This is a genomic window from Methylomonas rivi (assembly GCF_024505165.1).
In the GTDB taxonomy this organism is placed as follows: domain Bacteria; phylum Pseudomonadota; class Gammaproteobacteria; order Methylococcales; family Methylomonadaceae; genus Methylomonas; species Methylomonas rivi.
In genome coordinates this window covers 14,583-28,837 of record NZ_JANIBK010000043.1, presented here as the reverse complement: position 1 = coordinate 28,837, position 14,255 = coordinate 14,583, and the positions used below count along the sequence as shown (strand labels likewise).

At 51.0% G+C, this 14,255-nt stretch carries 14 protein-coding genes and 3 tRNA genes; 9 read left to right on the top strand and 8 right to left on the bottom strand.

Annotated features, from left to right (window positions below):
• The 3 genes from NP596_RS10135 to NP596_RS10125 form a co-directional block, all read left to right on the top strand.
• Window positions 1-379: FlhC family transcriptional regulator (locus NP596_RS10135; protein WP_256615233.1), on the top strand; the 379-nt coding region annotated here is incomplete at its 5' end.
• A gap of 94 nt (window positions 380-473) precedes the next feature.
• On the top strand, window positions 474-686 hold the full coding sequence (locus tag NP596_RS10130; RefSeq protein ID WP_256615232.1) for a hypothetical protein: 213 nt from the start codon (window positions 474-476) through the stop codon (window positions 684-686).
• A gap of 5 nt (window positions 687-691) precedes the next feature.
• The gene (locus NP596_RS10125) at window positions 692-1,804 is read left to right on the top strand and encodes a site-specific integrase (RefSeq protein WP_256615231.1); all 1,113 of its coding nucleotides are present in this window, start codon (window positions 692-694) and stop codon (window positions 1,802-1,804) included.
• Window positions 1,805-1,876: 72 nt separating this feature from the next.
• Here the strand turns inward: NP596_RS10125 and NP596_RS10120 are convergent.
• The 7 genes from NP596_RS10120 to NP596_RS10090 all read right to left on the bottom strand — a co-directional run bounded on the left by NP596_RS10120 (window position 1,877) and on the right by NP596_RS10090 (window position 5,966).
• A tRNA-His gene (locus NP596_RS10120) sits at window positions 1,877-1,952 on the bottom strand.
• Window positions 1,953-1,973: 21 nt separating this feature from the next.
• Window positions 1,974-2,050 (bottom strand) — tRNA-Arg (locus tag NP596_RS10115).
• Window positions 2,051-2,056: 6 nt separating this feature from the next.
• Window positions 2,057-2,133, bottom strand: a tRNA-Pro gene (locus NP596_RS10110).
• Between the two features lie 337 nt (window positions 2,134-2,470).
• Window positions 2,471-3,289, bottom strand: a complete 819-nt coding sequence (gene dapD, locus NP596_RS10105; protein ID WP_256615230.1) for a 2,3,4,5-tetrahydropyridine-2,6-dicarboxylate N-succinyltransferase — start codon at window positions 3,287-3,289, stop codon at window positions 2,471-2,473.
• A 101-nt stretch (window positions 3,290-3,390) separates the two neighbouring features.
• Window positions 3,391-4,590: a succinyldiaminopimelate transaminase gene (gene dapC, locus NP596_RS10100; RefSeq protein ID WP_256615229.1), complete on the bottom strand. Its 1,200-nt coding sequence runs from the start codon at window positions 4,588-4,590 to the stop codon at window positions 3,391-3,393.
• Entirely contained in the window at window positions 4,590-5,375 is a 786-nt protein-coding gene (locus NP596_RS10095) for a M48 family metallopeptidase (RefSeq protein WP_256615228.1), read from the bottom strand. Before NP596_RS10095 ends, dapC begins: the two co-directional genes overlap by 1 nt.
• Window positions 5,376-5,471: 96 nt before the next feature.
• Window positions 5,472-5,966: a CinA family protein gene (locus tag NP596_RS10090; RefSeq protein ID WP_256615227.1), complete on the bottom strand. Its 495-nt coding sequence runs from the start codon at window positions 5,964-5,966 to the stop codon at window positions 5,472-5,474.
• A gap of 236 nt (window positions 5,967-6,202) precedes the next feature.
• Here NP596_RS10090 and NP596_RS10085 point away from each other — a divergent pair, with 236 nt between their 5' ends.
• Window positions 6,203-6,667, top strand: a complete 465-nt coding sequence (locus NP596_RS10085) for a hypothetical protein (RefSeq protein ID WP_256615226.1) — start codon at window positions 6,203-6,205, stop codon at window positions 6,665-6,667.
• Window positions 6,668-6,729: 62 nt separating this feature from the next.
• Here NP596_RS10085 and NP596_RS10080 read toward each other — a convergent pair whose 3' ends face one another.
• Entirely contained in the window at window positions 6,730-7,308 is a 579-nt protein-coding gene (locus tag NP596_RS10080) for a DUF502 domain-containing protein (RefSeq protein WP_256615225.1), read from the bottom strand.
• A gap of 236 nt (window positions 7,309-7,544) precedes the next feature.
• On the opposite strand from NP596_RS10080, the gene NP596_RS10075 reads away from it, so the two are divergent.
• The 5 genes from NP596_RS10075 (at window position 7,545) to NP596_RS10055 (ending at window position 14,137) form a co-directional block, all read left to right on the top strand.
• A complete protein-coding gene (locus tag NP596_RS10075) occupies window positions 7,545-8,546 on the top strand; it encodes an AraC family transcriptional regulator (RefSeq protein ID WP_256615224.1) in 1,002 nt (333 codons plus the stop codon).
• A 233-nt stretch (window positions 8,547-8,779) separates the two neighbouring features.
• A complete protein-coding gene (locus NP596_RS10070; RefSeq protein ID WP_256615223.1) occupies window positions 8,780-11,209 on the top strand; it encodes an SIR2 family protein in 2,430 nt (809 codons plus the stop codon).
• Between the two features lie 578 nt (window positions 11,210-11,787).
• The gene (locus NP596_RS10065; protein WP_256615222.1) at window positions 11,788-13,077 is read left to right on the top strand and encodes an NAD(P)H-binding protein; all 1,290 of its coding nucleotides are present in this window, start codon (window positions 11,788-11,790) and stop codon (window positions 13,075-13,077) included.
• Window positions 13,074-13,547 carry a DUF2269 family protein gene (locus NP596_RS10060; RefSeq protein WP_256615221.1) on the top strand — a complete coding sequence of 158 codons (474 nt, stop codon included), beginning with the start codon at window positions 13,074-13,076 and terminating at the stop codon, window positions 13,545-13,547. The genes NP596_RS10065 and NP596_RS10060 overlap by 4 nt, the downstream gene beginning before the upstream one ends.
• A gap of 2 nt (window positions 13,548-13,549) precedes the next feature.
• Window positions 13,550-14,137, top strand: a complete 588-nt coding sequence (locus NP596_RS10055; RefSeq protein ID WP_256615220.1) for a DUF4166 domain-containing protein — start codon at window positions 13,550-13,552, stop codon at window positions 14,135-14,137.
• Window positions 14,138-14,255: the final 118 nt, after the last annotated feature.

The following is a 14,255-nucleotide window of genomic DNA, read 5'->3' as shown; positions in this document are numbered from 1 at the left end:
AGCTACTTACAAGGAGATTTTAGGGCGATCTGGTAGTTCGGGTCCCATTAAAGAGTCAATTCGTGGCTTGACGCGCAACGTAAAACAGTACAAGGAAGCCACGCTCTTCGCCAAGATATTTCGTGCAATTGAAGCCGAAAACATTCACGGCGATATTCATAACGTGATCCAGGCATTCGATCTTTTTAAAATTTCCTTGCCTAGTGGCAGCCTCGATTTCACTACGGCATGGTTGGTGTCGCGAGACTTGAGAAATAAAAAATTGCTGATTACGGAATGTGGTCATTGTTATTCAGCGGTGTTGATCATTTTGGGCAGCGAAAAATCGCTGGAGCGATGTTGTGTCTGTAAAACCGTTTTAAAACAGTCAATAAGTTGAACACTTTCCATATTTAAAACTAGCAATAATCCGGGCTACCGTGCTTACGTTAATAAAATTGGATGTTGAGATATAACCTATCTAACCAATCGATATGACAACTCTTGTTTCTATTGATCAACTGAAAATAGCTACTGGTTACGATAGACCCGGTGATATTGAACGATGCCTAAGAAAAAATGGTGTCCGTTACTTATATGGACAAGGGGGTAAAATTTTCACTACGATAGATGCAATTAATGCCGCCATGGGATTAAAATTGAACGATACAAACACCATAGTTGAGGAGATCGATTTTATCGATTAACTAAGATGCCCAAAGGTCCACCGCGAACAGCTCCCATTCCATCACGCATTGACGCCAAAAAATTGCCAACCGGAGTTTGGTGGAACAAATCCGGTCTTGGTAAGTGGATGATCAAGATTAAAGATAACGCCACGGGAAAGTGGAAATCGAAACGCATATGTGGGCCATCAGCAACATTGGCCGAAATTTGGCAAGCTTATGAAAGTCAAAATTTGGCAGTGGTTACTACTTTCTCAACCATCAGCAGAGACTTTCAAGCTACTCCAATTTGGCGAAAACTGGCAACATCCACACAGAAAGATTATCTGGATTGTCATCAGCATATTTGCGGACGAAGCATTTCAACGAACGGCAAACTAGGTGATTTGCCGATCACCTCCTGGACAGTCGGGCTTGTTCGAAAATACCGTGATTCTCGAGGCGAATCCTCTGAAAGCCGTGCCAATAAAGAAATCGCTTATATTAAACGCGTATTTTCATGGGCATACGAATACGAAAAAATCAAAAGTAATCCCACTCTCGGAGTCAAAAAGTTATCAATCAAACCTCGTCAGCACTATGCAGAGGATCGGGATTACGAATTCATGCTACAAGTTGCTAGAGCGTCAAATTATTGGTATGTCTGGCCAGCCATGGAAATTGCCTATCTTTGCCGCATGCGTTTGTCTGAAGTGCTGGATCTCACTGATGCAAACGAATTGCCGGAAGGCCTTCTGATTAAACGCCGAAAGGGATCACGTGACAACATTACAGAGTGGAATCCGCGACTGCGTTCTGCGTGGGATTTCGCGGTGTCTACTAGGAACCGGATTTTGGCAGAACGAAAGCAACCTCATCCAATCCGTGCAGAAGATAGGCACATTATTGTCAGTGAACGTACAGGGGATAAAATTGTCGTCGACAGCCTAAAAACAGCTATGGGGCGAATCACTGTTTCAACAAAAAAAGCAGCTGAAGAAATGGGGGTAAATTGGATACCCTTCACTTTCCATGATTTAAAAAGGAAAGGTGTAAGCGATACCACGGGCAACAAACTGGATGCCAGTGGGCACCGGACCGCTGCAATGTTGAATGTTTATGATGTAAAAATGAAGACGGTAAAACCATCAAATGAATGACTATTTGTCACCAGCTTTGTCACCAGCTGGTAGGAATGAGACCAATAACTCTTCTTAAGTTATTGAATTTATTGGGGTGAACGATGGGGCTCGAACCCACGACAACCGGAATCACAATCCGGGGCTCTACCAACTGAGCTACGCTCACCATAATGATGAATTTTTGCGATGGCACGCTTGGCAGGACTCGAACCTGCGACCCTCGGCTTAGAAGGCCGATGCTCTATCCAGCTGAGCTACAAGCGCAAATCGTGGTCGGGGTAGAGAGATTCGAACTCCCGACATTCTGCTCCCAAAGCAGACGCGCTACCAGACTGCGCTATACCCCGATATGACCTTCTATTTCGAGGCAGTTGCGCCGCCCCGTGATGAGATGCGCATATTAAAGCATGAGACCGGGTGAGTCAAATACTTTTTCACAACTCTCGCGATTTTTTTTAAAACCCGGTCTGCCAATTCAGTAAAGCGTCGGCGGCAGCGCCTTATGGGAGGTTTGTTGGGCAAAATTTATAGCAAATAGATGACTATCAACGCGCGAGGCTGGTATGAGGGAAATACAAAACTTATTTTGACCTCCCTCACTCACTCAAACAACTCCCGACGCGACAAGGGGCGAAATGCCTCAGCGAAAAGTTACGAAATGCTTAACCAAAACTTTCCGAATAATTAATCCCGCAATAATTCGTTAATCCCGGTTTTGCTGCGGGTTTTTTCGTCTACCTGCTTGATGATCACCGCGCAATACAGGCTGTGGCTGCCGTCTTTGGACGGCAGGTTGCCGGATACCACCACGGAGCCGGCCGGGATGCGGCCATAGCTGATTTCGCCGGTCATGCGATTGAAGATTTTGGTGCTTTGACCGATGTAGACACCCATCGATACCACGCAGTTATCTTCCACGATAACCCCTTCGACGATTTCCGAACGGGCGCCTATGAAGCAGTTGTCGCCGATGATGGTCGGATTGGCTTGCAGCGGTTCCAATACGCCGCCGATGCCAACGCCGCCGGATAAATGCACGTTTTTACCGATTTGCGCGCAGGAACCGACGGTTACCCAGGTGTCGACCATGGTGCCGCTGTCTACGTAGGCGCCGATGTTGACGTAGGACGGCATCAAAATAGCGCCGAGCGCCACGTAAGAACCGTAACGGGCTACGGCGTTAGGCACCACGCGCACGCCGGCCTGGGCGAAATCGTCTTCGCTGTATTGGCCGAATTTGGTCGGCACTTTATCGTAATAGCGCACGTCGCCACTTTCGATGACCTTGTTTTCGTTGATGCGGAACGACAGCAATACGGCTTTTTTCAGCCATTGATTGGTCACCCAATCGCCGTCTTTTTTCTCGGCGACACGGGCTTGTCCTTTATCGAGCATTTCCAGCGCTTGGTTTACCGCTGCGCGGATTTCGGCTGAAACGCTAGCAGGGCTGATTTCGGCGCGGTTTTCGAAGGCGTCGTTAATGATGGTTTCCAGGTTTGACATGGGGTCTCGTTGGTTAAGTTAAAAAAACGCAGGCGGGTTAAGCGCTAGCCGTAACCCAATATGAACGCTGTGAGTGTCGGGTTACGCTACGCTAACCCGACCTACCGAATATCTTCAATAAAGATTTTGATGCGTTGCGCGGCCTCGATACATTCTTCGATCGGCGCCACCAAGGCGATACGCACATGATTGGCACCGGGATTGATGCCGCCGCTATCGCGGGACAAGTAACTGCCCGGCAACACCGTGATATTTTGTTGAGCAAACAATTGCAGCGCAAATTCGGTATCAGGCAGCGCGGTTTTTAGCCAGATATAAAAACCGGCCGGCGGCCGGCTGATTTCGCATACGTCCCGCAGGATTTCGATAAACGCGGTGAATTTGTCGCGGTACAACTGGCGATTGCGCTTTACGTGATCCTCGTCCCGCCAGGCGGCAATGCTGGCATATTGCGTCGTCACCGGTATCGGGCAACCGTGATAGGTGCGGTATTTTAGAAACTGTCGCAAAATCTCCGCATCGCCCGCCACAAAACCCGAACGCAAGCCCGGCGCATTCGAGCGCTTGGAGAGGCTTTGAAATATCACGCAATTTTTAAAATCGATAATGCCGGCCTGATAGGCGCTTTGCAATAAACCGCGCGGCGGTAACGCTTCGTCATCGTACAACTCGGTATAACACTCATCCGAGGCAATGACGAAATCATAGCGGGCCGCCAGTTCCAGCAACTTTTCATGATCGGCCTGAGACATTACGGTGCCGGTAGGATTGCCGGGCGAACAGATAAAAATCAATTGGCAGCGCCGCCAAATTTTTTCCGGCACACTGCCGAAATCCGGCAAATAGCCGTCGGCTTCCAGCGTGTTCAAATAATACGGCTCGGCTCCGGCCAGCAAGGCCGCGCCTTCGTAGATTTGGTAAAACGGATTCGGCATGATGACCAACGGCTTTTCGCTCGGGTCAACCACCGCCTGCACAATCGCAAACAGGGCTTCGCGGGTGCCGTTGACCGGCAATACCTGCGTCTCCGCATCGACGCCGCCAACGGGAATGCCGAAACGGCGGCAAGTCCATTCGGCGATGGCTAGTCTTAATTCCGGCAAGCCTTTGGTAGTCGGATATTGCGTCAAACCCTGCAGATGCCGCACCAAGGCCTCTTGAATAAACGCCGGCGTGGCATGCTTGGGTTCGCCGATCGACAAGGCGATGTGGGTCTTGTCCGCCGGAGGCTCGATGCCTTGTTTTAAAGCGGCCAGCTTTTCGAACGGGTAAGGGTGCAATAACTGTAAATGCGGATTCATTATTTGGCGCAACGCGGTTGTTTACCCATATTCCAGGCTTGTTGCCGTAGCTGGAGAGCTTGATTCATGTGTTGATTGAGATTATCGATGCGGCTGGCGTGCGATGGATGCGTCGACATAAACTCGATCGGCTGGCCGCCTTGCGCCGCTTTCTCCATTTTCAGCCATAGATTGATGCTCTGGCGCGGATCGAAGCCGGCTCTGGCCATTAAATCCAGACCTATGGTGTCGGCCTCTGTTTCGTGAATGCGGCTATACGGCAAAATCACCCCATATTGCGCCCCCACCCCGAGCAAACCCAGCGCGGTTTGGCCTAATGCCGTTTGCGGCTGAGTGACGGCCTGCACCATGCTCAAACCGGTACTGACGGCGGTTTCCTGGGACAAGCGCTCGTTGCTGTGCCGCGATAATACGTGGCCGATTTCATGGCCAATCACCGCCGCCAACTGGTCCTGGTTGTCCGTTAAATTGATCAAGCCGGAATGCACGCCGATTTTATTGCCGGGCAAGGCAAAGGCGTTTAACGTGTCATCTTCAAACACCACCACCTCCCACTGCCCGCCTACTTCGCGCGTAAGACTATAAGCCACGCATTGGGCGAACTGGCTGTAGCGCTGATTCTGGCTGAGCGGGTTTTTGCTCTTCATGCTGTCAAAAGCCTGCAAACCCATTTGATCGACCTGATTGTCCGGCATGAAGATGAACTGCGATCTGCCGGTCGGACTGGTCGCGCAAGCACCCGTCATCAGCGCGATGACCGCTGTAAGCAACGTTTTTTTCAACATGGCGACAATATCTACATAGTGAACTAAAACAGCATTTTAACGTAATTGCCGCAGCGGGACTAAACCCTTTTTCCGTTCAAGCGATCGCCAGCCGGGTTATTTTTGAGCCTCTACAAGGCGGCAAGCCTGCTGTAAACAAAACAGTACCGTTTGATTCCGCACCGCCTGCCTGTCTCCGGAAAATTGTCGTTTAACGCAATGTCCCGGCCGGCCGCGCAGTTGCCAGGCGATAAATACCGTGCCGACGGGTTTCTCCGCCGTGCCGCCGTCCGGTCCGGCAATACCGGTCACGGCCACGGCCAAATCGGCCAGGCTATGCACCAACGCCCCTTCCGCCATCTCCAACGCCGTTTCTTCGCTCACCGCGCCTTTTGCATTCAAGGTGGCCTGGCTTACGCCCAGCATGTCGACCTTGGCCGCGTTGCTGTAGGTGACAAAACCGCGCTCGAACCAAGCCGAACTGCCCGGCACGTCGGTTACCGCCTTGGCTATGGCTCCGCCGGTGCAGGATTCCGCCAGGGCAAGGCGCATGGCGCCATGCATTAAGCTGTTTCCTAACGCCTCGGCAATTCGATAAGAATCATCCGGCATAATCATCGCCCGGCTCATAAAAAACTTGCGCCCGCCCGCGGGAGCCGCGCGGGCGGATTTGCCTGGAAAAAACCCGTTTTTCTGCTATACATAGCCTTCAAGTTAGTCGTTCCGATTAACTGTCTATCCTTACGAATGCGCCGCGCTTACGCCGATACGGCAATTTTTAACCTTGCAAGGCACTGCGTAAGGCCTATCTTTCCGATGCAATTCAAAACGTTTGTCTGGAGGTCGCCATGGCAACTGTAAACAACGTAACTCTTACTATATCCAACGGTTCAAGCTCAAGCACCAAAAACGTCACCGTGAGCGGCAATTTTGTGTTTGATGCCGGAGAAATCGGCAAATCGTTCCGGCAAGAAATCAAAATCTTCGGCGAAGACAAATCCGGAGACAATTTAGCGTCAACCGATGCGGTCGGAGACGATGAACTGTACACCTTCACCTGGGGGTCGCTATTTATAAAACTACCGTATAAGCAATTTATCGTGAACGCCGCCGGTTCCATGGCATTCACGGAAACCCGCGCCATCAACGCGGAAAAATTGGATGAAGACGGCGGCAAAGTCATTGTAGGCTACGCCGACATCAATACCCCCATCTACATGCCCAGGGCCGACGAGGTTTATGCCAGGGTCACGCTGAGCGGCGCCCCGGTCACTGCGCGCTCCGCCACGGTAATTGCCGGCATAGGCGTTTAAACGCCAAAGGCCGGCATGGCGCTGGAGCCGCTCCGGTCCCGGCGCCATTTTCAGGCCATGCTCTAAATCGGCAACGTTGTCGCCTCGGTACGTTTTTCATAATCCGCGCCGACGCTGATGATAAAACTGGTGACCTGCTCGATACTCATGGACGATTTAATCACTTTCGATTCATGCACGATAATGGCGAAACCCGATGTCGGATTGGGCGAAGTCGGTACAAACAGGATGTAGCGGTCTTCGACCTTGTTGGTCACATAGGCCGGCACCCACAAGCCCTCTTTCGGATATTCCACATACACCACCTCGCGCGGCTCCCGCAACTCGTGCCCGGCGATCATGTGCACCAGCTTTTTGGTGACCCGATAAATGGTGCTGAGCACAGGAATGCGCTCAATCAAATTTTCGAAGCCGGCAATAATGGAAAACCGCCCCAAGCTGACGCGATGCCCGACATAGGTAATCAGCGCGAAACTGAAGCCGAACAGCAAAAACGTCACAAAATAGTTATCCGAATAGCCGTACACAAACTGGAACAGATCGGTGAAGCGGTCTTTGACAAATAAAATGATTTGCAAAATCACCACCACCGGGATCAATGCCAAAATACCGATTAAGGTGTAATTGAGTAACTTCTTCATACGGTTTCCTTTTTTAGTTATTGTCGATGGATATAAAAATTATCCCTTGAAAATATCGGCCTGTCTGCAGAAAAAAGCAAATTGGGTCGCCGGCCTCCGCGGCCGACAGGTTGTAACATATGCATATGAAATAACAATTACCGCCGGCCACGGCGAAACAGCCGCGCAAACCGGCCTATTGCCGAATAATGCGAATGTTGTCTACACTCAAGGCCCTATTATTCCCCGTATCCGCCATGCAAATTCTTCCGCTGCTATTCATCGGTTTCTCGCTCGGCGCGGCGGCATTGCTGATCGCCGGCAACATCCTGCAACGCCGGGAACCCTTGCGCATCGGCCCCAAACTGGCGGGATTTCTATTGATTGCTGCCCTGGCGGCCATCCAGTTTGTGCATCTGGGCTATTTGCTGAACCGTTTCGACGCGCTGCATTCGGCGATCTATTTAGCCCTGCTATATAGCGTGGCGCCAAGCTTTTATTTTTATAGCCGGCAATTGCTGATTGCCGGGACACGCTATCGCCGCTACGACCTGCTGCATGCCGCGCCCTGGCTGCTGTGCGTGTTGTTGCCCTACGGCTTGGCGCTACCGGGGGCGTTTTTAACCGGTAGCGGCTATTTGCTGTGGCTGGCTAAAACCGTGTATTTTTTGCGCCGGCAGCGGCAACGCTTTCATCTGGAGCTGTTGGCCCTGGGGGCTTTGTTTGCAATTGCGGTCGCGGTGCTGATATTAGGCTTTATCTGGCCATTATTGAACGAAACTGATTTTATTGCCGCCTACAGCTTGTTGATCGGCCTGGCTTTTTTTGCCGTGACGCTGACCTTGCTGCGCTTTCCGACCATCGCCGCCGATGTTTCCGACGCCGTGCAAGCCGCTTACGCCGAATCGACGCTGAAAAATATCGACAAGCCGGCGGCGCTGGCCAAACTCGACGCCTTGATGAAAAAAGACAAACTCTATACCCTGGAAACCCTGAGCCTGGCGATGCTGGCCGAACAACTGGGCCTGAGCCAGCATCAGCTGTCCGAACTGATCAATACCGAATTCCAACAAGGTTTTTCCCGATACATCCGCCAGCAACGCGTCGACGAGGCCAAACGATTGTTATTAAGCGATCCCAACGCCTCGGTGCTATCGGTTGGTTTATCGGTAGGCTTTAGCACCCAGTCCAATTTTTATGCCGCTTTTGGAGACATTACAGGCCTAGCACCTGGGCAATACCGTAAAATCCACGGTTAAGGCATATTCCACCCCAAACCAGTCGCCGATTCCGATACGATTAGGGGCAGTGAATGTTGGCTTTGGAAGCGGCGAATTGTCGCGATCGACCCTTTGCTGCCTGTCTTTCTTTCTCATCGAACGGCAACAAATTATTCTTAACCTGCCACAACTGACCTACAATATCTGGGTAACAGCTATTTCCGCTAGCCACCCAATTTATTTATGGCCATAACAATTGATTCGGACAGTAAATGATTTCACCAGAATATTTAGAGCAATTGCGCCACGGGCTGTTCTCAGGCCAATATAACTTATTGTTAGGCAGCGGCATATCGCTTGATAGTCATGATCGAAAAGGTGTGCCACTCAAATCAGCCAAATTGCTCACGGAGGATCTATGCAAGATAAAAAACATTGATCCCGGAACAAGACTGCAACGAGTCAGCATTCTCTTAAATCCAGAAGAGATTGATAAATATTTAACTCAACCCTACCTGGGTTGCCGCCCTGGCGAAACAGTGAAGAGATTATCTTCATATGTATGGCGCAACATCTTTACATTCAACATTGATGATGCTCTTGAGGCGGCATATGAGTCGACGGAAAGACACAAGCAAAAAATAGACACACTAAACTACGACACTTTATATAAGACCCAGCCCAACAAAGGTCACCTTTCTCTTATACACCTGCACGGCTTTGTACGAGAGCCTGAAAAAGGCTATGTATTCTCCACATTGCAATATGGCAAAGTTACCCGAGGCATGTGCGCATGGATGTACGTTTTATCTGAATTAATCGCAAGCGAGCCCTTTATTATTTCTGGCACCAGCTTGGATGAACCAGACCTTGAGTATTATCTGGCAGGGCGCACAGCAACTTCGGGAAGAACAAATCGAGGCCCATCGTTCCTCATTGAACCCTATCCAAACAAGTTGACTGAAGCAGTTTGCGAACAGCATGGACTGATTCTTGTTGAATCTAAACTATCCGATTTTTTAAGATGGATGTCTGAAGAATTCGGGATTGCACCAACGGTTTCCCAGCTTACAGTTCCATCTTTGGATGGAATATTCAGAGCGAAACCAGTCGCAGAAGATCAAATAAATTTTTTTTCATGCTTTGAGCTTGTGAGATCATCAACTCCTAATCCTGATGGTGATGTTCCTTCCTTTTATTTTGGAAAAGCAGCAAGGTGGTCTGACTTAGAGTCTTCAGTTGACGTTCCCACAAAAGATGAGCGAGTAATTTCAGCCAAGGCAAGAAATTGGCTTGCGGGATCAGTTGTTTCTACAAAAATTTTAAACATCAATGCAGAAACAGGGAGCGGCAAAACAACTATTATTCGACGGGTTGGGTATGACTTGGCAAAGGATGGCTATATTGCTCTATTCCTAAATACTAATTCAGCAATTGATCCCGAGAATGCTTCAAATCTTATCTCATTAATAAATCGCCCTGTCGTCGTCATAATCGATGGCTTAGCAGATCATGCGCCTTCTATACGATCAATGGTTTTGAATCTTAGGCTGCAGAAGCCAATGGTGATAGTTTCAGCCGACAGATATTACCGAAAAGACCATCTTGATCGAATAATAGGCGACTTGGATATCGAGTACATAGATGTTTCAAGCTGGTCTATTGACATGCTAGAGAAATTAATTGATAAGCTCCATCGAGTGGGGTTGCTTGCGCATCCCGATGCAGTCCACAAACCAAAAAAATTCGCATCGGAACTGGTTAAGAATCCAATTGCTATAGCCACATGCCGCGCACTGAATAATTTCAAACCCCTCGAAGAAATTGTCAAATCCCTATGGCGAGATGCAACGCCCGACGAACGGCGCAGCTACGCCGTGGCTGCTCTAGCTGAGCATTGCTACACAGGGGGGATTCTTCACGCTATACTGGAAAAAGCGTATCACAATCCATCATTGATGGATCAATTAGAGCGACATTGTCCATTACCTCTCACGTATATTGATGACGACGATTATATTATCCCCCTTCACCCTATCGTGGCTGATCGACTTTTACTCATGTTGGCAAGAGAAAAGCAAGAAATGCTTCTGGAAATATTTTCACTATTAGCAAATGCTCTCGCACCATATGTGAATAGACGAACCACAATTGCTCGGACCCCTGAGGCAAAATTGGCTGCGAGGTTATTTAGCGCAGAACATGTGGCAAGGGACCTGCTAGGCAATCATGCAGACTCGTTTTTTCATCAGGCGCACGATGCATGGCAGTGGAACCCTAGATATTGGGAACAACGCGCCATACTTACGCAATTTACTAACCTTGATTTAGCCATTCAATATGCGAGACATGCTGTGGCTATTGAAGAGCACCCATTCCCTTGGACAACCCTTGCATCATTACTTTCAAAAAAACTAGAAGGCACAAATATTGGACTGGATTCACTTTACAATGAAATCTTTGAGCTAATAAATAAGGTCATTAAATACGAAATAAGCTCCCCATCATGGAGGCAAACTCCCCATCCTTTTGCATCACTCTTTCATGCTACGGATGTATTTTTAAGCAAGGGGGGGTATATAGCGCCTAAGAAAAAAGAGTGGATCCTTCAGAGGATTGAATACTGTTCGAAAACATTTAGCCGCGACAAATCTCTTAATGAATATGGTGACAAGATTCTTCAGGCACTAAATCCAACATAGTTTTGCCAAAAGAAATGCTAGCAGCGGACACCAGTAATTATCGCTTGTTGATTCCTATTGACCAATGCGCCGAGGGCCGTAGGATGCGGTAAACAACGTGCACCGCATCGTTCGCGATTGGTGCGGTTCGTAAACTCACCACACCCTACGCCTGCTTTGGGCGGGACATTTGCCATTGGCACTTTTGTTTCGTCTGGCGGCTTTTGGCCGAACTGCGATTTAGCATATTTCCATAGCGGACGTTCAAATTTCCATGGCGGCGGAGTTCAAAATCCAGGCGGTGTCTAAATCCCAGCCGCTTTTCATCAAAACTCACCATCAATCGACCTCCCGCCTTCCTTTTTTATCATTTTGAAAGCGCGTAACCCTTTGATAAAAATACTTTTTCGTTCGCCTTAAAAATTTCTGTTCCTGTCTTACCATTCCGGAGGCGTTCGCCGCCCGCGCCGGCCAATATGCTCCCGCCTGTCATCAATTCAAAGGAGCAACACCATGATCATGCTATCGATACAGCCACGGCGAGCGCTCGAAGCGGTCCGGCTTTCCATCCGCATTCAACTCCGTGAATGGGGGCGGCCATGCATATTCTGCTAACCGGGGCGACCGGTTTCATCGGCAACGCGGTATTGCGCGCCCTGCCTCGGCAAGGCCACCGGATAACCGCCTGCTGCCGGCATCCGGCAGATTTACCGATAGCCGGCCCCAGCATAAAACCGCTATCGGTCGATTTTAATGCCGCCGCCGGCGTGGAATATTGGCTGCCGCATTTGAATGGCGTAGATGCTATCGTCAATTGCGTGGGGATCATAGCGGAAAGCGGGGGCGCTTCGTTTGCCCAATTGCACGCACGGGCGCCTGCCGCCTTGTTCCGGGCCGGCGCCCAAGCCGGCGTTAAAAAAATCGTGCAACTCTCGGCGCTGGGCGCCGACGGGCGCGCCGAATCCGCCTACCATTTGAGTAAAAAAGCCGCCGACGACGCGTTGCGCGCCTTGCCGCTGGATTGGTTCGTGTTGCAACCGTCGATAGTTTACGGCGACGGCGCGCAAAGCAGCGGCTTGTTTCATGCCTTGGCGGCGCTGCCGCTGCATCCGTTGCCGGATGGCGGCCGGCAGCTCTTGCAACCCATTCATGTCGACGATGTCGCTGCCGCCGTGTGCCGCTGCCTCGTTTCGGCGGTTGCCGGGCAAAAAACCGTGGCCTTGGTGGGCCCGGAACCGATTGCTTACGCCGACTGGCTGCAAAACCTTAGGCGCAGATTGGGCAAGCCGCCGGCGGCAACCTGCTCCGTGCCTTACCGCTATGCCTTGCTGTTGGCCGGTTTGGGCAAATGCCTGGGCGAGCCGATTTTAAACAAGGACAACGTCGCCATGCTGAGCCGGGGCAATAGCGCCGACCCAGGCCCGGTCACCGAATTATTGGGTCGCCCGCCGCTAAGCATGGTGTCGCAATTGTTCGAAATACCGGCCAGCCAGGCCGAACGCTGGCACGCGGCCTTGTATTTTATGAAGCCCTTGCTGAGATTTTCCATCGCCCTGGTCTGGCTGTGGAGCGGCATCACCTCGCTGCTTTTTTACCCGCACGAACTCAGTTATCGGCTGCTGGCCGATACCGGCGTCAGCGGACTCGGCGCGCCGCTGGCATTGTACGGTTTGGCGGCGCTGGATATAGCGCTGGGTCTGGCAACCTTGGCGCGTTTCCGGCCGCGCGACTTGTTGCTTTGGCAGTTCTGCATCGTGCTGGGCTACAGCCTGGTGGTGGCCTTTTGCCTGCCGGAGTTCGTGTATCACCCGTTCGGGCCGCTGCTGAAAAATATCCCGTTTTTAATGTGTCTTTTGATTTATAGACAGCTGGAAGGAGAAAAGCCATGATGTATTTAACCCTGAAATTGATCCACATCCTCAGCGCCATCGTCTTGTTCGGCCTGGGTTCCGGCACGGTGTTTTACAAGGTTATGGCCGATAAAACCGGCGACCATGCGGCAATTGCCGTCACCAGCAAGCACGTGGTGCTAGCCGATTGGTGGTTCACCACCCCGACCGTCATCATTCAGCCGTTGACCGGCATTTTGCTGGCCGATCAATTGTCGGCCTCGTTCGGCGACGGCTGGCTGTGGTGGACGGTGGTGCTGTATCTGCTCACCGGCTTATGCTGGCTGCCGGTGGTGATACTACAAATCCGCATGCGCGACATCGCCGCCGATTCCCTGGCCCAAGGCCGGCCCTTGCCGTCTTTGTACGGCTATTATTCCAGGATTTGGCTGTGGCTGGGCGTGCCGGCATTTTTCGGCATGATAGGCATCACCACGCTGATGATTTTCCACAATTCGCTCTGGAGCTAATCATGGCTATTTCGCTAATGGAACGGGTATTGGGCGACGACTGGCATAAACTGCCGGCCGTCATTCAAAAGCATTATCGAATCGGCGGCGGACGGCAAAGCCGGCTGCAAGGCACGATGGCGATTACTTATCCGGGCTATCTGTATCCGCTGGTCTGGCTGATACACCTGTTCGGCGGCCTGATACTTTGGCGCGGTTCGGCGGTACGGGCGGAAGTCGACAAGAGCGCCGACGGCGGGATATTACACTGGCGGCGCACCATGACTTATCCGGACGGCAGGATCGATTGCTTCCTCTCGCAAATGCACTATGCGGCCGCGCATGAATTGATCGAAACCATAGGCTTCGGTTTTGGGCTGCGATTGACTGTGGGCGTCAGCAACGGCGATTTGCTCTACCGCGGCAACGGCCATTTCTGGCAATGCGGCAACCTCCAAATAAATATTCCGGATTGGCTGCTGTTAGGCACGGCAACCATCAGCGAACAGGCGGTGTCCGAGGACTGCATTTATTTGGACTTTACCCTGAATCATCCGCTATGGGGCGTGACCTATGCTTACCGGGGCAATTTCCGTTACGTTAACCCGTAAGCCAAGCCCAACAAGGTAACGCAGTGCGTACCATCTTGAACGGGGGGGCATGCGGGCATCCAGCGCCATGGATGGCATGGCTTCGAGCTATCCATGCAATCCGGATTTCGGCAATCCC

Bases quoted from the DNA above. Each gene is read 5' to 3' on its own strand.
- NP596_RS10060 (WP_256615221.1), top strand. From the start codon at position 13,074: ATGATGTATTTAACCCTGAAATTGATCCACATCCTCAGCGCCATCGTC.
- NP596_RS10070 (WP_256615223.1), top strand. From the start codon at position 8,780: ATGATTTCACCAGAATATTTAGAGCAATTGCGCCACGGGCTGTTCTCA.
- NP596_RS10130 (WP_256615232.1), top strand. From the start codon at position 474: ATGACAACTCTTGTTTCTATTGATCAACTGAAAATAGCTACTGGTTAC.
- dapD (WP_256615230.1), bottom strand. From the start codon at position 3,289: ATGTCAAACCTGGAAACCATCATTAACGACGCCTTCGAAAACCGCGCC.
- NP596_RS10075 (WP_256615224.1), top strand. From the start codon at position 7,545: ATGCAAATTCTTCCGCTGCTATTCATCGGTTTCTCGCTCGGCGCGGCG.
- NP596_RS10090 (WP_256615227.1), bottom strand. From the start codon at position 5,966: ATGCCGGATGATTCTTATCGAATTGCCGAGGCGTTAGGAAACAGCTTA.
- dapC (WP_256615229.1), bottom strand. From the start codon at position 4,590: ATGAATCCGCATTTACAGTTATTGCACCCTTACCCGTTCGAAAAGCTG.
- NP596_RS10080 (WP_256615225.1), bottom strand. From the start codon at position 7,308: ATGAAGAAGTTACTCAATTACACCTTAATCGGTATTTTGGCATTGATC.
- NP596_RS10085 (WP_256615226.1), top strand. From the start codon at position 6,203: ATGGCAACTGTAAACAACGTAACTCTTACTATATCCAACGGTTCAAGC.
- NP596_RS10095 (WP_256615228.1), bottom strand. From the start codon at position 5,375: ATGTTGAAAAAAACGTTGCTTACAGCGGTCATCGCGCTGATGACGGGT.
- NP596_RS10125 (WP_256615231.1), top strand. From the start codon at position 692: ATGCCCAAAGGTCCACCGCGAACAGCTCCCATTCCATCACGCATTGAC.
- NP596_RS10055 (WP_256615220.1), top strand. From the start codon at position 13,550: ATGGCTATTTCGCTAATGGAACGGGTATTGGGCGACGACTGGCATAAA.
- NP596_RS10065 (WP_256615222.1), top strand. From the start codon at position 11,788: ATGCATATTCTGCTAACCGGGGCGACCGGTTTCATCGGCAACGCGGTA.